Origin of the sequence: Facklamia sp. P12937, from assembly GCF_050409505.1 — a bacterium.
Lineage (GTDB): Bacteria > Bacillota > Bacilli > Lactobacillales > Aerococcaceae > Facklamia.
The window spans coordinates 36,661-54,493 of record NZ_JBNUPI010000007.1 but is presented as its reverse complement, the minus strand read 5'-3'; the positions used below and the strand labels follow the sequence as shown (position 1 = coordinate 54,493).

Here is a 17,833-nt window from a genome sequence, read left to right as displayed (position 1 = left end):
GACAACAACTTATAATAAATCATTGAAGGCTGTAGCCGCTTCGCTTTGATAACTAGCAGTGATTTCACTTGTCTTGATATTTTCCAAGGCTTCTTTCACTAGTTGGTCAATTGGTAAGAGCGCCTCATACTCTTTAACAGTATGAAGTCTAGGCTTAGTCCAAGGTGACTTTGGTGCAAAGACCGTACAGCAATCTTCATAGGGCTCATTAGAAATATCGTAAGTTCCAATGGTTTCAGCCATTGCTATTATATCATTTTTATCAACCGCAATTAAAGGTCTTAATATTAAAGAATGGGTCACTTCATTAATCACTTGCATCGATTGTAAAGTTTGTGAGGCAACTTGACCTAGCGACTCCCCATTAACAATTGCTCGGGCTTTATGCTCTTTTAACAAAGCATCCATTAGACGTAACATGATCCGACGCATAATAGTCATGGATAAATTATCGGGAACATGTTCTCGAATCGCCAACTGAATATGAGCAAAAGGAACCTCGTGAAAAGTAATCGCAGTGGCGTACTGAGCGAGAACTGCTGTTAATCGTTTAGCTTTTTCAAGCGCTTGTAAAGAAGTATAAGGTGGACTGGCAAAATGAACCATTTCCAACTTCATTCCCCTTTTTATCATTTGATAACCAGCAATCGGTGAATCAAAACCACCCGAAAGCATTAATAAGCCTTTCCCACTTGAACCATAAGGTAAGCCACCCATACCTGGATAATTTTTTAAACTAAGATAGGCAATATCTTGATGGATGGATATGACCACTTTGTGTTTAGCTTTTCTCAGATCAACCGTTAATTCCGGATGGGCTTGCAGAATGATGCTCCCTATTTCTCTTTGAATGGCAATACTATCATGCTCAAAGTTCTTATCCGATCGCTTAGCAATTACTTTAAAGCTATCTCCCGGTTGAGCATTTAACTCAGCAAAAAGTTCAAGGGCTTTTTTTCCAATTTCTTGAAGATCCTTTTCAACAGGAAAAACAGGTTCAAACCTTTGAATTCCTGGAATTGTTTTAATGATTTCAATCAGTTCATCGTAAGCTGTTTCGTGCCAATAAAGATGCATGAAATCATGATGTGCATGAATTTTAATTTTCTCTAAATGTTTGGTTTTATAGCGTATATGCTCAGCAATTTTATTTTGAAACATTTTACGGTTACGCCCTTTTGTTGAGAGCTCCCCATAGTGAATTAACATCTCTTTCAATCTTTTAGGCTCCTTTCAAATCTTGCTTAAACTTTGTTGAAATCTCATGGATTGGTTTAATTAATTGATCTACTTCTGCTTGGCTGGTTGTCTGCGATAAAGAAATTCTTATTGAAGAATTAGCTAAATTGTTATCAATGCCCATCGCTTTAAGGGTATGATGGTCATTTTTCTTACGACTTGAGCAAGCAGAAGTTGTCGAAATCATGATATCAGCATTGGAAAAAGCTTGAAGTAATACCTCGCCTGGCACACCTGGAAAGGCCGCACAGATAATATGTGGACTCACTTGCTCCTGGCTACCACCAAAGACTTGCCAATTCATTTTTTTAAGTGCTTGAGTTATTTGAGTGCGATAATGATTTATGTGTTTGATACTTTCTGCTTGGTTTTCCCAAGCTAATCTTAAAGCTTTGGCCGTTGCTACAATCGCTGGTAGGTTTTCAGTAGAAGAGCGCATACCAAACTCTTGACCGCCTCCAAATAATAAAGGTGCTTTCGTAACACGTTGGCGAATGGCTAAGAGTCCCACCCCTCTTACCGAGTGAAATTTATGGCTAGAAAGAGTTAATAAATCAATTCTACTATGATGCATAGCTTTCATCCTACAAGTTATGGCTTGAACAGCGTCAACATGCCAAAGGATTTGTGGATAGTTTTCTAATTTTTGTGCCAATGGTTCAACTGGTAAAAAAGATCCTACCTCATTATTGACTAACATAGTAGAAACAAGTAATACTTGATCACTCAGTAGATTTTCAAAGCTGTTTAAATCCAATTGACCATTATGATCCACCGGTGCTAGGATTACTTCAAAGCCTCTTGTTTTTAAGTGGTCAATTTGCGAGCGAATAGAAGGGTGCTCAATAGCTGATAGGATAATTTGTCGCCTATTAGGATGAAGCTTAGCGTGAGCTGATAATAGACTTTGAAGTGTCCAATTGTTAGATTCAGTCCCTGATGAGGTACAAAAGATTTCATTGCTTTTAAAAAGTAATAAGTCTGCAATTTGTTGCCGAGCATTATTCAACAGACTATTGGCCTCTTGACCTAATTTGTGGGCACTTGAAGGGTTAGCAAAATATTTTTGAGCTACTTGATTGTAGGTGTCTAAAACAGTAGCACGAGCTGGAGTGGTTGCGGCATGATCAAAATATAACATCTGTAATCCTTTCTTACTTCTATTTAGTAACGACAATTGACTCAAGAAAAAACCGAACAGATCCCAAAACCAAGGAATCTATTCGGACTTTACTTTTAATAAAATCGGATTTGTTTTTCTTGATGATACATCCTTCGAACTTGCGTCGGTGCATCTGGATCGACTTGACGAAGGACTTTTTCAATGGTTGCCAAAGCTTCACGGTAACGGAATTCTTGGTGGAAGTAGTATTGCGCTTCTTTAATTGCTTGGTCTACCTCTGGGTAATCGTAGCGAAAACGATTGGAATGTTGAATCATATATTCGGTGAGCATGGCTGAATCGATGGTTTCTTCAGTCATTGCCTCCAATTCATCTAAACCTTGTTCTAAATTACCTTCCATCTCATCAATTTGATTCATATCCACTCGGACACGATTGAGTTGTTGAGAGAGGTTCTCAATATGATCAGTTACCTTATAAAACAATTCATAATAGCTATCATGTAAGCCAGGCAAATGGTTTTTTTCTAACTTACGCTTCATATTTCTAAGGTCTAGTTCATATAAATCAAGATTTGATTTAGCTTCTTTCTCTCGACTGGTTAAGCCAGCTATCGATTTTACTAACTGATTTTGTTCATCTGCTATTTCTTCAATAGAACGCTCGATTTTACGCATTTTGCTTTCTATTTGAGTAAATACGGCATGATTTTGTTCAATATCAACTTCCATAGCTTTGAATTTTTGATACTCTAAGCGAATTCTTTCGGTTAAGTCATTGACTTGGTCTAATTCATTATTATGTAAGATGTAAGATTGAGAGATCCGATCGACTTCTATTCCTGCATAACGATTGTTTTCAGTTACTGCTTCAATTCGTCCCTTCAATTGATGAAGGTGACTATTCACATATTCTTTAGCCATAATTTCTGATTCTAACTGATCGTATAAGGAATTAATTTCACGCTCTGCTTTGTCCATTAAGGTTTTAGCGTCAGCTAAATCAGCATTTTTAATCTCGTTTTTGGCTTGGTTTAACTGCTCTTGAATTTTATCAATTTCTTCTAAAACATTAATATTATCAAAGTTAAAGCGACTAGCCACCATTTTTTCGTAGCCATCTCTAATATCTTCAAGTGAATCTTCATATTCACTTTGAATCTTATCGTACATACTTGGAATCTTTTGTAAGATTTCTTCAAATGACGATAAGTCAGCCTCTAAGTTATCTAGCATATCTTGAGCATCTAGATGATCACCGTTAGCAGTTAGTTCATTATATTTAGTGAAGTTCAACTCTAAATATTGAAGGTTTTTTTCAAGCGTTTCAATCGCTGGCCCATAATCAAAAGAATGATTCATGACACTTTTGCGAGCAGTTTGATAACGTTCAAGTAAGGCTTCATAACGTTCTTGATTTTCATCCTCTGTTGCCAATAATTCTGTTAATTCCTGGTGCAATTGATGAACTTGAATTTCTGTTTCATCAAGAATTTCACGTGCTTGATTTAGTGCGTTTTTTGCTCTCACTAGATTCATTTGTTCTACAAATTGTTCAGAACCTACCAAAGCGGCTTCTATTTCAGTAAATTGAAAGTTGGTAATGGTTTGCCAAGTAGCCACTAAACTTTCATATTTTCTTTTTGTTTGACCAGATAGATTCATATTCTTCAAAGTAAAGAGCTGGTCAGCAACAGAAATAGACATCATTTCATCTTTACGTTGTTCCAAATCTTTAATTTCTTTCTTTCTCTGTGTACGGAAATAATAAATTAATCCATAGATTAAGAGTATTGCTACAATGATCAAGAACAGGATGTCCGTGAATTTAATACTCATTCCTTTTCGCTCCTCTACTTATTTCTAATCCCCTGCCTATTGGCCTTTTGCATAAATAATCACCATACATTATAACATTTGAAGGCTTTCTTTTAAAGGCATTGTTCAATAAAAAACTTCCTTAGGCTCTAATGGAAAAAAATAAGATTGGGAAAGCTCCCAATCTTATGTAACAATCTCTTTAAGATTTAGCCTAATTTATTGTAGTATTCTACGACTAGGGCTTCATCAATTTCAGCATTTAATTCGCTACGTAATGGTAAACGAACTAAGCTACCTTCTAATTTATCTGCATCAAAGTTCACAAACTCTAAACGAGTAACTGTTGTTTCTAATGCTTCCTTGATGATAGCTAAATTACGTGAGCGTTCACGAACACTAATTACTTGTCCTGGTTCAACAATATATGACGGGATATCTACACGCTTGCCATCAACAGTAATATGGCCGTGGTTTACTAGTTGACGTGCTTGACGACGAGTAGTAGCTAAACCTAATCGATAAACTAAGTTATCTAAACGACGCTCTAACATAACCATGAAGTTTTCACCATGTTTACCTTCGGAGATTTTGCCAGCGCGATTAAATAAAGTGCGGAATTGGCGTTCATTTAATCCATACATAAAGCGTAATTTTTGCTTTTCATTTTTTTGTAAAGCATATTCTGATAATTTTTTACGTTGATTACCGTGTTGTCCTGGTGGGAACGGACGTTTTGATAACTCCTTACCAGTTTCAGTTAATGAAATTCCTAAACGACGAGATTGTTTCCATGAGGGTCCTGTATAACGTGACATTAAAATTCCTCCATAAAATATGTATTGGAGTAAAATAAGTGGTTAGAAAATCGAATGCGTGCAGTTAGTTTTTCACCTTGTGCAGCCGTGGTTACTCATTAACGCTGACGTTACTAACTGTTGACGCGCTTTCTTTTTCTATGCTGCATTATTTTACACTCTTTTTATTATACCGATTAATAAAAGATTAGCAAGTTTTTTAATCAATTTTACTCAGTAAATCGATTACCATCTCAGCTGATTTGCGTCCGGCCAATAAAATAAATTCATCAAAACTTATTCCAGCTTCTTCATCTGCTTTATCGGAGATTGAACGAATGATAATAAATGGTGTTTTTAGAATATAAGCAGCTTGTGCGATAGCCGCTGATTCCATCTCAACTGCTTTTACGTTAGGAAAAACTTGACGAATATTGTTTACTTGTTGACTGTCACTAATGAATTGATCTCCTGAAGCAATCAGTCCTCTAATTGCGGTTTGTCCTTTCTCTTTAGCCAATCGATAGGCCAATTGACTGATATCTTCATCTGGTTGATATATTGTCGGCATGCCAGCCATTTGACCTTGGTCGTATCCAAAGACTAAAAGGTTTACATCGTGGTGGATTAAACCATCAGCAATCACCAAGTCACCCACTGATAAGTCTGGTGACAGACCTCCGGCACTTCCAGTGTTTATAATTAAATCCACCTCAAAATGATCAACCATTAAAACAGTTGAAAGGCTAGCATTAACTTTTCCAATTCCTGATTGAACTAGGACAACTTCTTTACCACTCAATCTTCCTTGATAAAACTCAAAGCCATAGTAATTATGAACTTCTAAATTTGATAGTTCATTTTTTAAGAGACGAATTTCTTCTTCCATTGCACCAATAATTCCAATTTTTTTCATCTAACCACCCCTCCTATGCCAAAAAAGCGATTAACAAAACTAAGACTAATAGAACACCTACTATGATAATGCCATTATTTAAAAAACGGTCAATTTTAGCTGAATATTTAGCTCTTTTTCTAATAGAACTAATATCTTCCCCCATTGATTGATGGTGATAATCCTCGAGTGAACTTGCTTGGTCTTTATCAACTGATTGCTCATTAAAAGCTTTGTATACTCCATCTCCTTCTGCATCCATCTCATTAGTCATGTCAAAGTCATTCTGACTATCAAATTGTGAAGTCACTTCCTCATAATAATTTGGATAAGGTTGTGAATCATCCATCGCTTCTGCCCGATTAACAAATTCGTGGTAGAGCTCACTATCTTCTGAATAGATCGACCGATCAAAGCAATCCACTTGATTGTTTGAAGAAGGCTGATGATTTAAACGATCATTTCCTTCTTGCTCATAATTTAAATAAGCTTGATAATCGTCGTGTTTTTTCTTTTTACTTGAAAATAGTCCCATAACTAAACCTCCAAACTATTTAACCAAATGCTTAAAGCATATAAAGTTTTTAAATCAATGATTTCACCATTATTAATCATTTCCCTCACTTGTTGGGCCGTAAATAAGTAATGCGAAACTTCTTCATTTTCATCTTGATCTAGCTTTTCTTTTGCCTCTTCAATGGATTTAGCAAAGAAAAGGTATATGGCCTCATCAATATAACCCGGTGAAATATAAAATTTAGAATTAAATATCCACTCTGCTGAAGCGTAACCCGTTTCTTCATTTAACTCACGTTTGGCGGCTATAAGAGGCTCTTCGAGTTGACCTTCTACTTGATCGATAATTCCAGCTGGGATTTCGTAAATTTCATCAGCAATAGCCGGACGATACTGTTTAACCAGGACAATTTCATTGTTTTTTGTTTCAGCTAATATACCCACTGCTGGCAGGTGATGAATCAACTCACGTTTTGCCGTTTGACCGTTGGGTAGACGTACTTCATTTTGATAGAGTTGTAAAATGGCCCCATCGTAGATTTGGTTAACAGATAGTGTTTCATTATTTTTGATAAATGAAATTGTCTCTGCCTTATCTTTCATAATTTTCACCTCTTAAAACTATTTCCTTAGCTATTAATTCCTACTCAGTTTAGCGACTACTATTCTTTCTTTCAAGTCTTTTCAATGGTTAAGTTTAAGAATAGGCCTCAAGTCCGATAAGACTTTTTTCTAGTTATGGTATTCTAAAATTAATAAAAGGGAGGTTGCAATCATGTTAGCTTTAATCAATATAATTTTTATATTCTTATTAGCAGGCCCTCTGCTAAATATTGTTCGCAAATTCAATCATTTTGTTAAAAAAGGAAATCATTTATCTGATATTTGGACGGTTACTTTGAAGAAAAATATCCTTGCCTTACTTTCTTTAATTGTGATGGAGCATGTTTTAACATTCATTTTTTATAATAGCTACTATATAATGGCCCTCGTCTATTCCACTTTAGCTATTGTTGCCGGATGGCTTCTCTTAGCCTTTCTCTTTTACTTTATTCGTAAAATAAATTCTGCGGCATGGATTTGGTTTTTCTATTATGTTGGTCAAGTCCTTACCTTATTAGTGGGTCTGGCTATTGCTAGTAGTCAATCCCAATCTTATGGTTATATTGGTTTAGAGAGTTATTTTACTGCTTCTGCCATTAGCTTATATTATCTAAGCATTGCTATTCTATTTTGTTCAGCTGGGGTTGCTTTTTTAGCGCTTATAACAAAACCGAATACATTTAAAACCCACAGGAAGTCATTTTTCCATCCTACTCACAAAAAGCCTAGTCGCAACATGCTAGAGCATTATCAAGCAGCAGGCTTAAGTAAACAAGAAATTGAAGCTTTCAGAAGTCAAATGGCTGATTCGCGTAAACAGATTATTAATATTGAAGCCAACTTTCAAAAAACGGCTAAAATGCGCGCCATTGAAATCCGACACAATATCGTCAAAGTTTCAAAGAATTACTTTAAAGATATCGTTGAAGAGCCCAATCGTCGACTGGATGCTTCTGATTTCCTCATCAATTATCTTCCACAGTTAGACGATCTATTAGAAAAATATAATGAAATTAATTCACATGTGGCAAAAAATAAGCAAAGCTATTTAATTTTAGAAAAAAGCGCCCAAACAATCGATCAGTTGAGTCAAGAAATTGTTGAGGATTATTTGAAATTTCACTCCGAAACCTATCAAGAATTGGAAGATGGCTTGAAACTAGCCGACCGAATGTTACATAATGAATCTAATAATCAAACAAATCGATTCAGCCAAAATTCAAAAAAATCTAAAATGGATAATTTTGATATGGATGACCCTTTTGAAGAGCTTAAAGAACTAGATAATGAAGGAGAATAAAGCGATGAATGAACTAAACTCAAATAATCAGGATTTAACTCAAGCCACTTCTTTTGATGAAATTGATGATCTTCTGACGGATCCCTTTGACCAAGAAGAAGATCGGATTGAACCCATTCAATCTTTGCAAAGCGAATTATCAAAAGCTTCAATTCTTTCACAGAAAAAAGTTACCAATGAGAAAACAATTGACCGCTTGAGTAAAAATCGTCAAGCTCAAGCACGTAAACTCGCCCAGCAGATTGACGAGAAAAACCTTTCTGCTGTTATCACCTATGGGGCTAAAGCACAAAAGCGTTTGTCAGAATTCTCCCATTCAATGCTACATAATGTCCAACTTAAAGATACGGGTGAAGTCGGTGATGTTTTAACGGATTTAATGACTACCTTACAACAGTCGAATCCTAAGGAGTTAACCAGTCGACCTAATCTTTTTCAAAAAGTTTTTGGCCAAGTCCGTACCTCCATCTCTGATACCCAAATGAAATATCAAAAAATCGGTAATCAATTAGACAAAGTCGTTATTCGTTTAGAAAGAGAAAAAAACGAATTACTCAATGACAATATGATGTTAGAAACACTCTATCAAAAGAACAAAGACTACTTTGAGGCTTTAAATGTCTATATTGCAGCGGGTGAAGTTAAAATTGAAGAATTACAATCCAAAACGATTCCTCAAGCTATTAAAAAAGCTCAAGAAAGCAATAGCCAAATGGATGTGCAGGAAGTCCATGACCTTAACCAATTTTTAGATCGTTTAGACAAACGCACCCATGATCTAAGACTTACCCGTCAAATGACTATCCAGCAAGCTCCACAAATTCGGATGATTCAAAATACTAACCAAGCCTTGGCTGAAAAAATTCAAGCCTCTGTTCATACCTCTATTCCTCTTTGGGAAAATCAAATTACCATTGCCCTTGCACTTTTGAGACAGCAAGACGCTGCCACTTCTCAAAGAATGGTCTCAGAAACAACCAATGATTTGTTACGTCGCAATTCCGCTATGCTGAAACAATCGGCCATTGATACAGCTAGAGAAACTGAAAGAGGTATTATCGATATCGAAACCTTACAAAAAACGCAGGCTGATTTGATCGAAACGATTGAAACAACATTACAAATTCAAGCTGAAGGACGACAGCAAAGACAAGCCGCTCAAATAGAATTAGAATCAATGGAAAGTCAACTGCAAGAACGGTTATTAGCTATTTCAAATGAACAAAAACAACAAGCTATGAATCCTAAAACGTCACAAGATAATTATTTTGATGATTTTTAATTTTTACTTTAAACACTCTTTAGGAGTATTAAAAGAAACTAGGTAAAAAGTCCTAAATACGACAAAAATCAGCCCATTATCTATGAATTTCCCCAGCTTTTAGGGCTTGTTATTCACTATTTTTATTTATTAAACGACAAAAACAGTGGCGAATCTCATATCAATTCGCCACTGTTTTTTAGGGCTTTGGCCCTGTCTTTTTTTTTTAATAAAGTTATTCCTTATTCTCAAAATATTCAGGATAGTCCGCTTTCACAATTTCATGGCAGCGATGACAAAGTTCTTCTGCTCCTTCAATTGTGCCGACTTCTGGTCTTACTGCACGACAACGATCACAAACATCTCCTTTTGCAAAATCAACTTTCACGGCATAATCTTCAAACGAATGTGCATCTTGTGGTGCTTGATTAATGGATTGAACGTTTAATTGTGATACAGTAAATAATTGTGCAGGCTGATCACTTAGTAAATCGAAGGCTTTTTGATCTTCTTCATTAATATATAGTGAAACGGCTGCCTCAAAGGATTTCTTAATTGCCTGTTCTGGCTGATTCTTAGCTTCTTCGAGAGCCTTGTTTACTCCTGTTTGTAATTTAAAAAAGACATCCCATTTAGCAACAATCTCTCTAGCTTGCTCAAGCTGTTCTGCCTTAGGCATTTCAGCTAATTGAATAAAACCATCTACCGCTGGTAAATCTTTCCATGCTTCTTCAGCTGTATGTACAATTAATGGTGTCAATAAAATTAACATATCATGAACTATTTGATAAATCACTGTTTGCATGGAACGGCGCGCATGACTATCTTTAGCTTCAATATATACAATATCTTTAGCCACATTTAAATAGAAAGCTGAAAGATCAGAAGAAATAAAGTTCATAGTGCGCTTATAAAGTTCTGGGAACCTATACTTGTCATAAGCTTCTAAGATATCCGCTTTAAACAAGTTAAAGTTAGCATTCATATATTGATCGAGATTGGTGAGTTCTTCCTTAGGAACGGCATTTTCAGCTGGATGATAATCATTCACAAGACCTAACATAAAACGAAGCGTGTTACGAATCTTACGATAGGATTCAGAGACTTGTTTGAGGATTTCATTAGAGACACGTACATCAGCTTCATAGTCCACAGAAGCGACCCACAAACGAATAATATCTGCTCCTAAATCATTCATTACTTCAACTGGATCAATAACATTTCCTAAAGACTTAGACATCTTTTGACCCTTACCGTCATTTACAAAACCTTGTGAAAGAACCGCCTTGTATGGTGGAAAACCATTGACAGCCACAGAGGTAGTGAACGATGAGTTAAACCAACCACGATATTGGTCAGAACCTTCAAGGTATAAATCAGCTGGGAAGTTTAAATCTTCTCGCGCTTGTAAAACGCCAGCATACGATGTACCCGAATCGAACCATACATCCATAATATCCATTTCTTTTGTAAATTGACCATTTGGCGAAGCAGGATGTTGGAAGCCTTCTGGTAAAAGGTCTTTTGCCTCCCACTCAAACCAAATGTTCGTTCCATGTTCTTCTACTAAATCGGCTACATGATTGACAATATCTAATTCTAAAATAGCTTCTCCGTTTTCTGCGTAGAAAATTGGTAAAGGCACTCCCCAAACACGTTGACGAGAAATTACCCAGTCGCCACGGTCACGAATCATATTATAAATACGACGTTTACCCGATGGATGGTGCCAAGTGACTGCATTTTCAACATTATCAAGCAGTTCTTCACGGAATTTATCAATCGAAGCAAACCATTGAGGCGTTGCACGGTAGATAACCGGCTTTTTAGTTCGCCAATCGTGCGGATAAGAGTGAACAAATTCTGAATAATGCAAGAGGCTACCATTTTCTTTTAAGGTCTTAACAATTTGCTTTTGACCTTTCAAATAAAAGACACCTTCCAAACCAGGCGCTTCTTTTGTAAAATGTCCTCTACCATCTACTGGCGACAAAATATCCAAACCATACTCTAAACCAATCCAATAGTCATCTTCACCGTGACCAGGAGCCGTATGAACTAATCCCGTACCTGTTTCTAAAGTAACATGATCGCCTACCATTAGTAAGGATTCACGGTCATAGAATGGGTGTTGAGCAGTCAAACGGTCAAAATCTTGCCCCTTATAATGTGCTTCGACTGGATAATTTTCCCATTCAAGCGTCGATGCTACTACTTCTAATAAATCTTCAGCGACAATAAAGTGACGGCCGCCAACTGCGACTTGCACATAATTAGCCTGTCCTAAAACAGAAATCCCTAGGTTAGCAGGTAATGTCCATGGTGTAGTCGTCCAAATAATAAATTCTGCTTCTTGAGGAAGGATGCCACCACCGTCTTTCACTTTGAAAGCTACATAAATTGAAGGTGAGCTTACGTCTTGATATTCAACTTCAGCTTCAGCTAATGAAGATTCTGACGACCAGGACCAGTATACCGGCTTCGCACCTTTATAGATATAGCCTTTATCAGCCATTTGTCCAAAAATACGTAATTGCTGTGCTTCATATTTAGGTTGCAAAGTTAAGTATGGATTTTCCCAATCCCCATTAACTCCCAAGCGCATAAAGCTTTCTTTTTGACCTTCAACTTGTTTTAAAGCATAGGCTTCGCAAAGTTTACGAAATTCTGCTGTTGAGTGTTCTTTACGATTCACACCTTCATTCTTCTGTAAGGCTGACTCAATTGGTAAACCATGAGTATCCCAACCAGGGACATATGGAGAATAATGGCCTGTCATTGAACGAAAACGTGTAATAAAGTCTTTTGAAACTTTATTGAACGCATGTCCCATATGTACGCGACCATTGGCATATGGCGGACCATCGTGTAGAATCCATGGTTCTGAATCCATATTTTTTTCTAACATTTTGTGATAAACATCAGCTTCTTGCCATTCTTTTTGTAAGCTTACCTCTTTAACAGGAAGATTCGCTCGCATATCAAAGGATGTTTTTCCAAGGTGCAAAGTATCTTTTAATTTCATTAGTTTTCTCCTCTCTATAAAAAAAGCCCCTTCCTAAGAAGGGACGTCAAATACGCGGTACCACCCAATTTAATAGTTAAACTATTCACTCTTCATGATAACGCTTTTGAAGCGGATCTAGCTAGTCAACTTTGACTCACTAGTCATTGAATAGAATGATAAAGAAAGATACAGGGACTCTTGAGCTTGCACCATCCTCAAGTCGCTAATGTATTATATCCATCTTCTTGTTTCTATCTCAGCTTTTACCAATAATTTTCTTAATTATATTAGTCTTCTGTTGGAAGGTCAATACGAATTGTTTCACCATGTAAGGCTTCATCAGATTTTTCTGCTTCATCAGAGTCTCTATCTGATGAATGATTTCGTTCAAAAGCCTCTAATTCTTCACGACTTAAAGGCATAGTTTTCATAGACTCAGAAGAATCTTCATCTTTTTCATCCACATGAATTTCCCTTAAGTCATTCAAATCAAAAACTTGCGTCATAGATAAATCTTCATTTTCTTCACTATCTATGGCTTCAAGCTTAGCATTTTGTTCTAAATCTTCCAGACGATTACTCGTTACTGATCTTTGTTCACGTGTCTGAGCAGGTGTTAAAGCGGTACCATCAAACAAATCTTCAAATGAAGTGTTATTTACAATGGATAATTGATTTTCAATTAAACGACGTAATTCTTGACGATATTTTTTCGTTACACTTCTCAACCTCTCTGCCTCTTCAAAAATTTCATTTGATTGCGCATTCGCTTCATCAATTACTCGTCCTGCTTCACTTTCAGCTTCATAGAGAATTAATTCTGCTTCCTTACGAGCATTTTGTTTTAGACGTTCTGCTGCTTCTTGTGCAATAATAATTGAAGAATTTAAAGATTCTTGTAATTGTGAAAAATAGTCAATTTTATCTTTAGCTTCTGCTAAATCACGCGTTAAATTGTGATTTTCTTCTAGTTTTTTCTCTAACTCTACGCGCACAATATCTAAAAAATCATTTACTTGTTCTGGATCATAGCCACGGAACTTATTATTAAATTCTTTTTCTAAAATATCATTTGGTGTAATTGTCATAAAGATCCTTCCTTTTTTATAAATTTTACGATACTTTTAACAAATCAATGGATAGTCTAAAATTATCTTTTTTCGTTTTACCATCTACTGACTGAATACGAAAGCGCCCAAAATGCCTGAGTGAAACAATATCAGAAATACCAACCAAAGTATCACTTCGATCTATCTCAGTAAAATTAATTTTAACTTGTCCTGCTTTAACTGCATCCTTGGCTCTTTGGCGCGAAATATTATATACCTTAGATATTAAACTATCTAATCTCAGAGAAGATACAATGACTGTTGCTTCTTCCCATTCATCAATCGATTGCAAAAGGTTCCCTCGTTTTATGGGATTCAAATGGACTCCTACATTGGCTATCTTTTTTACTTCATCCATTAAATAAGTTTGCATTTTTAAATCAACTACTAGCTGCCATGCCTGACTATCAGTGATAATATCTCCTATCCTTCCCCGCTCAATCCCTGTTGAGAGAATGGTTCCAAGTATTTTACCATGAGACAGTTCAGCAAATTTAATGGGGTAAGTAATTTCCAAGAATCCTAATTCTAAATCTGCTAAATCCAATAGATAGTAGTTAGGATAGATTAAGGCTCTCTTACGCTCACTTTCTTCATATCCTCCATCTAAATGATAATTCATCTCATCACGGCCGTTAACAATGTTTTTTAGAATAGTTGCTTCTCTCGGCGTTAAAAAAGATGTTAAGACGGGAGTATAAAGACGGTCAACTTGATCGATCCAATCATAAACTTGGTCTACAAAAGGAATTTCTTCCTTACGATAATGCTGATAAATAGACTCTTTCATTTACTAGCCTAAAATGGTAATAATCAACCAAATGACGCCCTGCTCAATAAAAGTCAATGTGAAGAGAGCGATGATCACATTGATTGAAATAGGACCAATGGGTGGAATATAGCGATCAAAAATATCGAGATATGGACTTGCCAGACGATCAATCATTCGTCCAATCGAACTTTCTCTTGCTCCGGGTAACCAGGAGAGTAAGGCATAGAGTATCAAGACCCATTGATAGACACGAAAAATTGTAGACACAAATTGGATAATTGCATTTAAATTCATAATACCTCCGACTTTATTGCTAAAAATTGGTGAAAAGAGGAAACACTGCTGCTTCCTCTAAGAAAATTAATGACGATTTCTTTTACGGAAGAAAGGAGGTGTTTCTAATTCGTCTTGCTCGTCAGATTCCGCTTGACGTACCTTACTTTCTGATTCCGATCTTTCAAAGGTTCTTTCAACCTTTTTTTCCTTAGGTTCAATATCTGCCACATCACGGGTAATTTGTTCGCGTTTAATATCCCAATCACTGAATAAATCACGTTCAGTCTCTTTTTGATTTGCTTGTTTTAAGTTGATTGAGCGGTCAGATGAATTCATCGATGGGGAACTTGATGCAGATGGGGTACTTTCGTTTGTCGAGAAAGTGTTGTTATGAGAGAAATTCGGACGGTTTTGACGCATTGCTTGTTGTTTATTGATGGTATTCTTTTCAGCATCAATTCCGGTAGCAATTACAGTAACAACCACCTCATCACCTAAGCTCTCATTAATTGAAGTACCAAAGATAATATTGACATCTTCGCTAGAAGCAGAAGAAATAATATCACTTGCATCTTGTGCTTCAAATAAGCTTAAGTCCGGTCCACCTGTTACATTCAGTAGAATTTGTTGAGCTCCATCAATTGAAACTTCTAATAATGGAGAAGAAATAGCTTTCTTAGTCGCTTCTGCTGTGCGGTTTTCCCCGGCAGCTGTACCAATTCCCATTAAAGCTGTTCCTTGATCCTTCATAACGGTTTTCACGTCTGCAAAGTCCAAGTTAATAAAACCAGGAGCGACAATCAAATCAGAAATCCCCTGAACACCTTGGCGTAAAACATTATCTGCTTCAGAGAAAGCTTCCATCATTGGTGTTTTTCGATCTACCACTTCTAGCAATCGATTGTTTGAGATGACTACTAAAGTGTCAACAGCTTCCTTGAGGTTTTGTAATCCTTCAGCAGCAAAGCGACCGCGCTTTGGACCTTCAAAAGTGAAAGGACGGGTTACGACTCCAACTGTCAAAGCACCTAATTCTTTTGCAATACGAGCGACAACAGGTGCAGCACCCGTTCCAGTTCCTCCACCCATTCCAGCAGTGACAAAAACAAGGTCTGACCCTTCAAGGACTTGTCGTAATTGCTCTTCTGATTCTTCAGCGGCTCTTAATCCTATTTCAGGAATCGAGCCAGCTCCTAAGCCTTTAGTAACTTTTGGACCTAATTGAATTTTAGTTTCTGCTTGAGAACTTTTTAAAGCCTGTGTGTCAGTGTTAGCGACGATGAATTCAACTCCTTGAACATCTTCGGAAATCATTCGGTTGACAGCATTGCCACCTGCTCCCCCTACACCAATAACTTTGATAACTGCTCCTTCAGGATTAACCGTTGGATCAAATGATAATTCCATTAATAAATTCCTCCTCTTGTGCTGTCTTAATTAGTCAAAAAACGTTTGAAAATATGCTCTTAATTTATTTACAAAACCACCCTCGTTAGTTGATGGGTTTTTAGTCGAAGCATCCATCCATTCTTCTTCAGAATATTGGTCTTCTGATGGATAATTATTATAAGATTGCGCTTGGCTATCGTTGTAGGCATAATAATCTGAGTGACTGGAATTATTTGAAAAAGCTTGACCATTAGGATGGGGTTGCGATAATGAAGGACTTTTAGGTTTTTGTCGAGCTTGACTTTGATTACTAAATCCTCCTTGAAGCCCTCCTCGTTGTCCGCCGCCATTACGAGCTTGATAATATGAGTTATCTGACTCACCATAAGGACGACCTTGGCCCCCGTCATACGGATTGGAAATTAGTGGACCAGCATCCCTAGCTGCAGCGTGCTGAACCCTTTGTGCTCGGAAAGTTGCCTGAGCGATTTGATGCACTTCGTCTAATTTTGACACATATTCAACCATCCCCATACTGGTCGTATAGACAGGGTTGCGCAGTCCCATTTGTTCTGGGATATATACACGAACTTGTGGCCCAAAGTACTTTTTGGCCAATTCTAATACGCCTGGTAAAGAAGAAGCGCCCCCAGTTAAGACAAAGCCTCCCGGTAAATCCAAAGCATCAACAGCTTCAAGATCCTCATGAATAGTTTCAAAAATTTGAACTAAGCGAGCTTCAATAATTTCAGATAAATAGCGCTCGTCTACACGAACAGGTTCTTTACGGCCGACTGTTTCAACCGGGAAATACTCTTCTGGTGAAGTTTGACTAGAAATGGCATAGCCGTATTCACGTTTTATGCGTTCAGCAGAATCTAGTGAAGTATTTAAAATAACCGATATGTCCTTAGTGACATAGTCTCCGCCTTCTTGATCTACAAAGGAATATTTCAATTGATTATCGTAAATAATCGAAGCTGAAGTTTGGCCGCCCCCCATATCAATAATCACTGTACCAAATTCTCGCTCATCTTGATTTAAAGCGGTGGTTGCAATTGCTTGCGGCTGAATAACAAACTCAGAAATTGAAAGACCTGCTTTTTCAACACACCGTCTAATATTATGAATAATGGTACGTGGCCCTGTCATTAACCGGGCATAAAGTTCTAAACGAACGCCAATCATTCCGCGAGGATCACGAATACCATTGAAACCATCAACAATGAACTCTTCTGGTAGAATGGCAATTACTTCTCGCTCAGGTGGAACAGAACGTACTTTTGCTGCCGAAATAACATTATCTACATCGCGCGAGGTTATTTCGCGGTTTTCACTTGCTACAGCTATCATGCCATGACAGTCATCAATAGCTAACTTGTTACTAGGCACCCCAACGACCACTTCATTAATTTTAACATTGGCTTTACGCTCTGCTTGCTCAATAGCTTTTTGAATCGAAAGAACTGTCTCATCGATATCGACAATAACTCCACGACTTAAGCCACGTGATTTTTCATTACCTACACCAATTATATTTACATGTCCGTTCATATACTCAGCAACAACAACTTTAATCGATGTTGTTCCGATATCTAAACTAACAATTATCTCTTGATTTCTCATCCAGGTGATGAACCCCCTTCATTTGCACAAAACATGAGTTTTTATCACATTATAGTACTTTTATATTAACACACCCATAAAGCCAATGAAATTAAAAGAAGTC

General features: G+C 36.9%; 15 protein-coding genes. 2 read left to right on the top strand and 13 right to left on the bottom strand.

Features of this window, described 5'->3' with window-relative positions:
• Positions 1-9 precede the first annotated feature (9 nt).
• The 7 genes from thiI to ACQV2R_RS03860 all read right to left on the bottom strand — a co-directional run bounded on the left by thiI (position 10) and on the right by ACQV2R_RS03860 (position 6,990).
• Positions 10-1,209 carry a tRNA uracil 4-sulfurtransferase ThiI gene (gene thiI / locus ACQV2R_RS03890; protein ID WP_428875004.1) on the bottom strand — a complete coding sequence of 400 codons (1,200 nt, stop codon included), beginning with the start codon at positions 1,207-1,209 and terminating at the stop codon, positions 10-12.
• Positions 1,210-1,222: 13 nt separating this feature from the next.
• The gene (locus ACQV2R_RS03885; RefSeq protein WP_428885113.1) at positions 1,223-2,380 is read right to left on the bottom strand and encodes a cysteine desulfurase family protein; all 1,158 of its coding nucleotides are present in this window, start codon (positions 2,378-2,380) and stop codon (positions 1,223-1,225) included.
• A 95-nt stretch (positions 2,381-2,475) separates the two neighbouring features.
• A complete protein-coding gene (locus ACQV2R_RS03880) occupies positions 2,476-4,200 on the bottom strand; it encodes a septation ring formation regulator EzrA (protein WP_428891851.1) in 1,725 nt (574 codons plus the stop codon).
• Between the two features lie 188 nt (positions 4,201-4,388).
• Positions 4,389-4,997, bottom strand: coding sequence for a 30S ribosomal protein S4 (gene rpsD, locus ACQV2R_RS03875; RefSeq protein WP_428873883.1), 609 nt, complete (start codon positions 4,995-4,997; stop codon positions 4,389-4,391).
• Positions 4,998-5,196: 199 nt separating this feature from the next.
• On the bottom strand, positions 5,197-5,892 hold the full coding sequence (locus ACQV2R_RS03870; protein WP_428891850.1) for a 5'-methylthioadenosine/adenosylhomocysteine nucleosidase: 696 nt from the start codon (positions 5,890-5,892) through the stop codon (positions 5,197-5,199).
• Positions 5,893-5,905: 13 nt separating this feature from the next.
• On the bottom strand, positions 5,906-6,406 hold the full coding sequence (locus ACQV2R_RS03865) for a hypothetical protein (protein ID WP_428891849.1): 501 nt from the start codon (positions 6,404-6,406) through the stop codon (positions 5,906-5,908).
• Between the two features lie 2 nt (positions 6,407-6,408).
• Positions 6,409-6,990, bottom strand: a complete 582-nt coding sequence (locus ACQV2R_RS03860) for an NUDIX hydrolase (RefSeq protein WP_428891848.1) — start codon at positions 6,988-6,990, stop codon at positions 6,409-6,411.
• A gap of 172 nt (positions 6,991-7,162) precedes the next feature.
• Between ACQV2R_RS03860 and ACQV2R_RS03855 the strand changes: the two genes are divergently transcribed.
• Positions 7,163-8,290: a 5-bromo-4-chloroindolyl phosphate hydrolysis family protein gene (locus ACQV2R_RS03855; RefSeq protein WP_428874982.1), complete on the top strand. Its 1,128-nt coding sequence runs from the start codon at positions 7,163-7,165 to the stop codon at positions 8,288-8,290.
• 4 nt (positions 8,291-8,294) lie between these two features.
• A complete protein-coding gene (locus ACQV2R_RS03850; RefSeq protein ID WP_428873878.1) occupies positions 8,295-9,572 on the top strand; it encodes a toxic anion resistance protein in 1,278 nt (425 codons plus the stop codon).
• A gap of 214 nt (positions 9,573-9,786) precedes the next feature.
• Here ACQV2R_RS03850 and ileS read toward each other — a convergent pair whose 3' ends face one another.
• The 6 genes from ileS to ftsA all read right to left on the bottom strand — a co-directional run bounded on the left by ileS (position 9,787) and on the right by ftsA (position 17,730).
• Positions 9,787-12,576 carry an isoleucine--tRNA ligase gene (gene ileS, locus ACQV2R_RS03845; RefSeq protein WP_428873877.1) on the bottom strand — a complete coding sequence of 930 codons (2,790 nt, stop codon included), beginning with the start codon at positions 12,574-12,576 and terminating at the stop codon, positions 9,787-9,789.
• Between the two features lie 269 nt (positions 12,577-12,845).
• The gene (locus ACQV2R_RS03840; protein WP_428885108.1) at positions 12,846-13,646 is read right to left on the bottom strand and encodes a DivIVA domain-containing protein; all 801 of its coding nucleotides are present in this window, start codon (positions 13,644-13,646) and stop codon (positions 12,846-12,848) included.
• Positions 13,647-13,671: 25 nt separating this feature from the next.
• Positions 13,672-14,457: an RNA-binding protein gene (locus ACQV2R_RS03835; protein ID WP_428873875.1), complete on the bottom strand. Its 786-nt coding sequence runs from the start codon at positions 14,455-14,457 to the stop codon at positions 13,672-13,674.
• Positions 14,458-14,460: 3 nt separating this feature from the next.
• Positions 14,461-14,733 (bottom strand): YggT family protein, encoded by a 273-nt coding sequence (locus tag ACQV2R_RS03830; protein ID WP_428873874.1) that lies wholly within the window; start codon positions 14,731-14,733, stop codon positions 14,461-14,463.
• 66 nt (positions 14,734-14,799) lie between these two features.
• A complete protein-coding gene (ftsZ, locus tag ACQV2R_RS03825) occupies positions 14,800-16,122 on the bottom strand; it encodes a cell division protein FtsZ (protein WP_428873873.1) in 1,323 nt (440 codons plus the stop codon).
• A gap of 30 nt (positions 16,123-16,152) precedes the next feature.
• Positions 16,153-17,730, bottom strand: a complete 1,578-nt coding sequence (ftsA, locus tag ACQV2R_RS03820) for a cell division protein FtsA (RefSeq protein ID WP_428873872.1) — start codon at positions 17,728-17,730, stop codon at positions 16,153-16,155.
• Positions 17,731-17,833 lie beyond the last annotated feature (103 nt).

Bases quoted from the DNA above. Each gene is read 5' to 3' on its own strand.
- ftsZ (WP_428873873.1), bottom strand. From the start codon at position 16,122: ATGGAATTATCATTTGATCCAACGGTTAATCCTGAAGGAGCAGTTATC.
- ACQV2R_RS03865 (WP_428891849.1), bottom strand. From the start codon at position 6,406: ATGGGACTATTTTCAAGTAAAAAGAAAAAACACGACGATTATCAAGCT.
- ACQV2R_RS03830 (WP_428873874.1), bottom strand. From the start codon at position 14,733: ATGAATTTAAATGCAATTATCCAATTTGTGTCTACAATTTTTCGTGTC.
- ACQV2R_RS03855 (WP_428874982.1), top strand. From the start codon at position 7,163: ATGTTAGCTTTAATCAATATAATTTTTATATTCTTATTAGCAGGCCCT.
- ACQV2R_RS03870 (WP_428891850.1), bottom strand. From the start codon at position 5,892: ATGAAAAAAATTGGAATTATTGGTGCAATGGAAGAAGAAATTCGTCTC.
- ACQV2R_RS03880 (WP_428891851.1), bottom strand. From the start codon at position 4,200: ATGAGTATTAAATTCACGGACATCCTGTTCTTGATCATTGTAGCAATA.
- rpsD (WP_428873883.1), bottom strand. From the start codon at position 4,997: ATGTCACGTTATACAGGACCCTCATGGAAACAATCTCGTCGTTTAGGA.
- ftsA (WP_428873872.1), bottom strand. From the start codon at position 17,730: ATGAGAAATCAAGAGATAATTGTTAGTTTAGATATCGGAACAACATCG.
- ACQV2R_RS03885 (WP_428885113.1), bottom strand. From the start codon at position 2,380: ATGTTATATTTTGATCATGCCGCAACCACTCCAGCTCGTGCTACTGTT.
- ACQV2R_RS03850 (WP_428873878.1), top strand. From the start codon at position 8,295: ATGAATGAACTAAACTCAAATAATCAGGATTTAACTCAAGCCACTTCT.
- ileS (WP_428873877.1), bottom strand. From the start codon at position 12,576: ATGAAATTAAAAGATACTTTGCACCTTGGAAAAACATCCTTTGATATG.
- ACQV2R_RS03835 (WP_428873875.1), bottom strand. From the start codon at position 14,457: ATGAAAGAGTCTATTTATCAGCATTATCGTAAGGAAGAAATTCCTTTT.
- thiI (WP_428875004.1), bottom strand. From the start codon at position 1,209: ATGTTAATTCACTATGGGGAGCTCTCAACAAAAGGGCGTAACCGTAAA.
- ACQV2R_RS03840 (WP_428885108.1), bottom strand. From the start codon at position 13,646: ATGACAATTACACCAAATGATATTTTAGAAAAAGAATTTAATAATAAG.
- ACQV2R_RS03860 (WP_428891848.1), bottom strand. From the start codon at position 6,990: ATGAAAGATAAGGCAGAGACAATTTCATTTATCAAAAATAATGAAACA.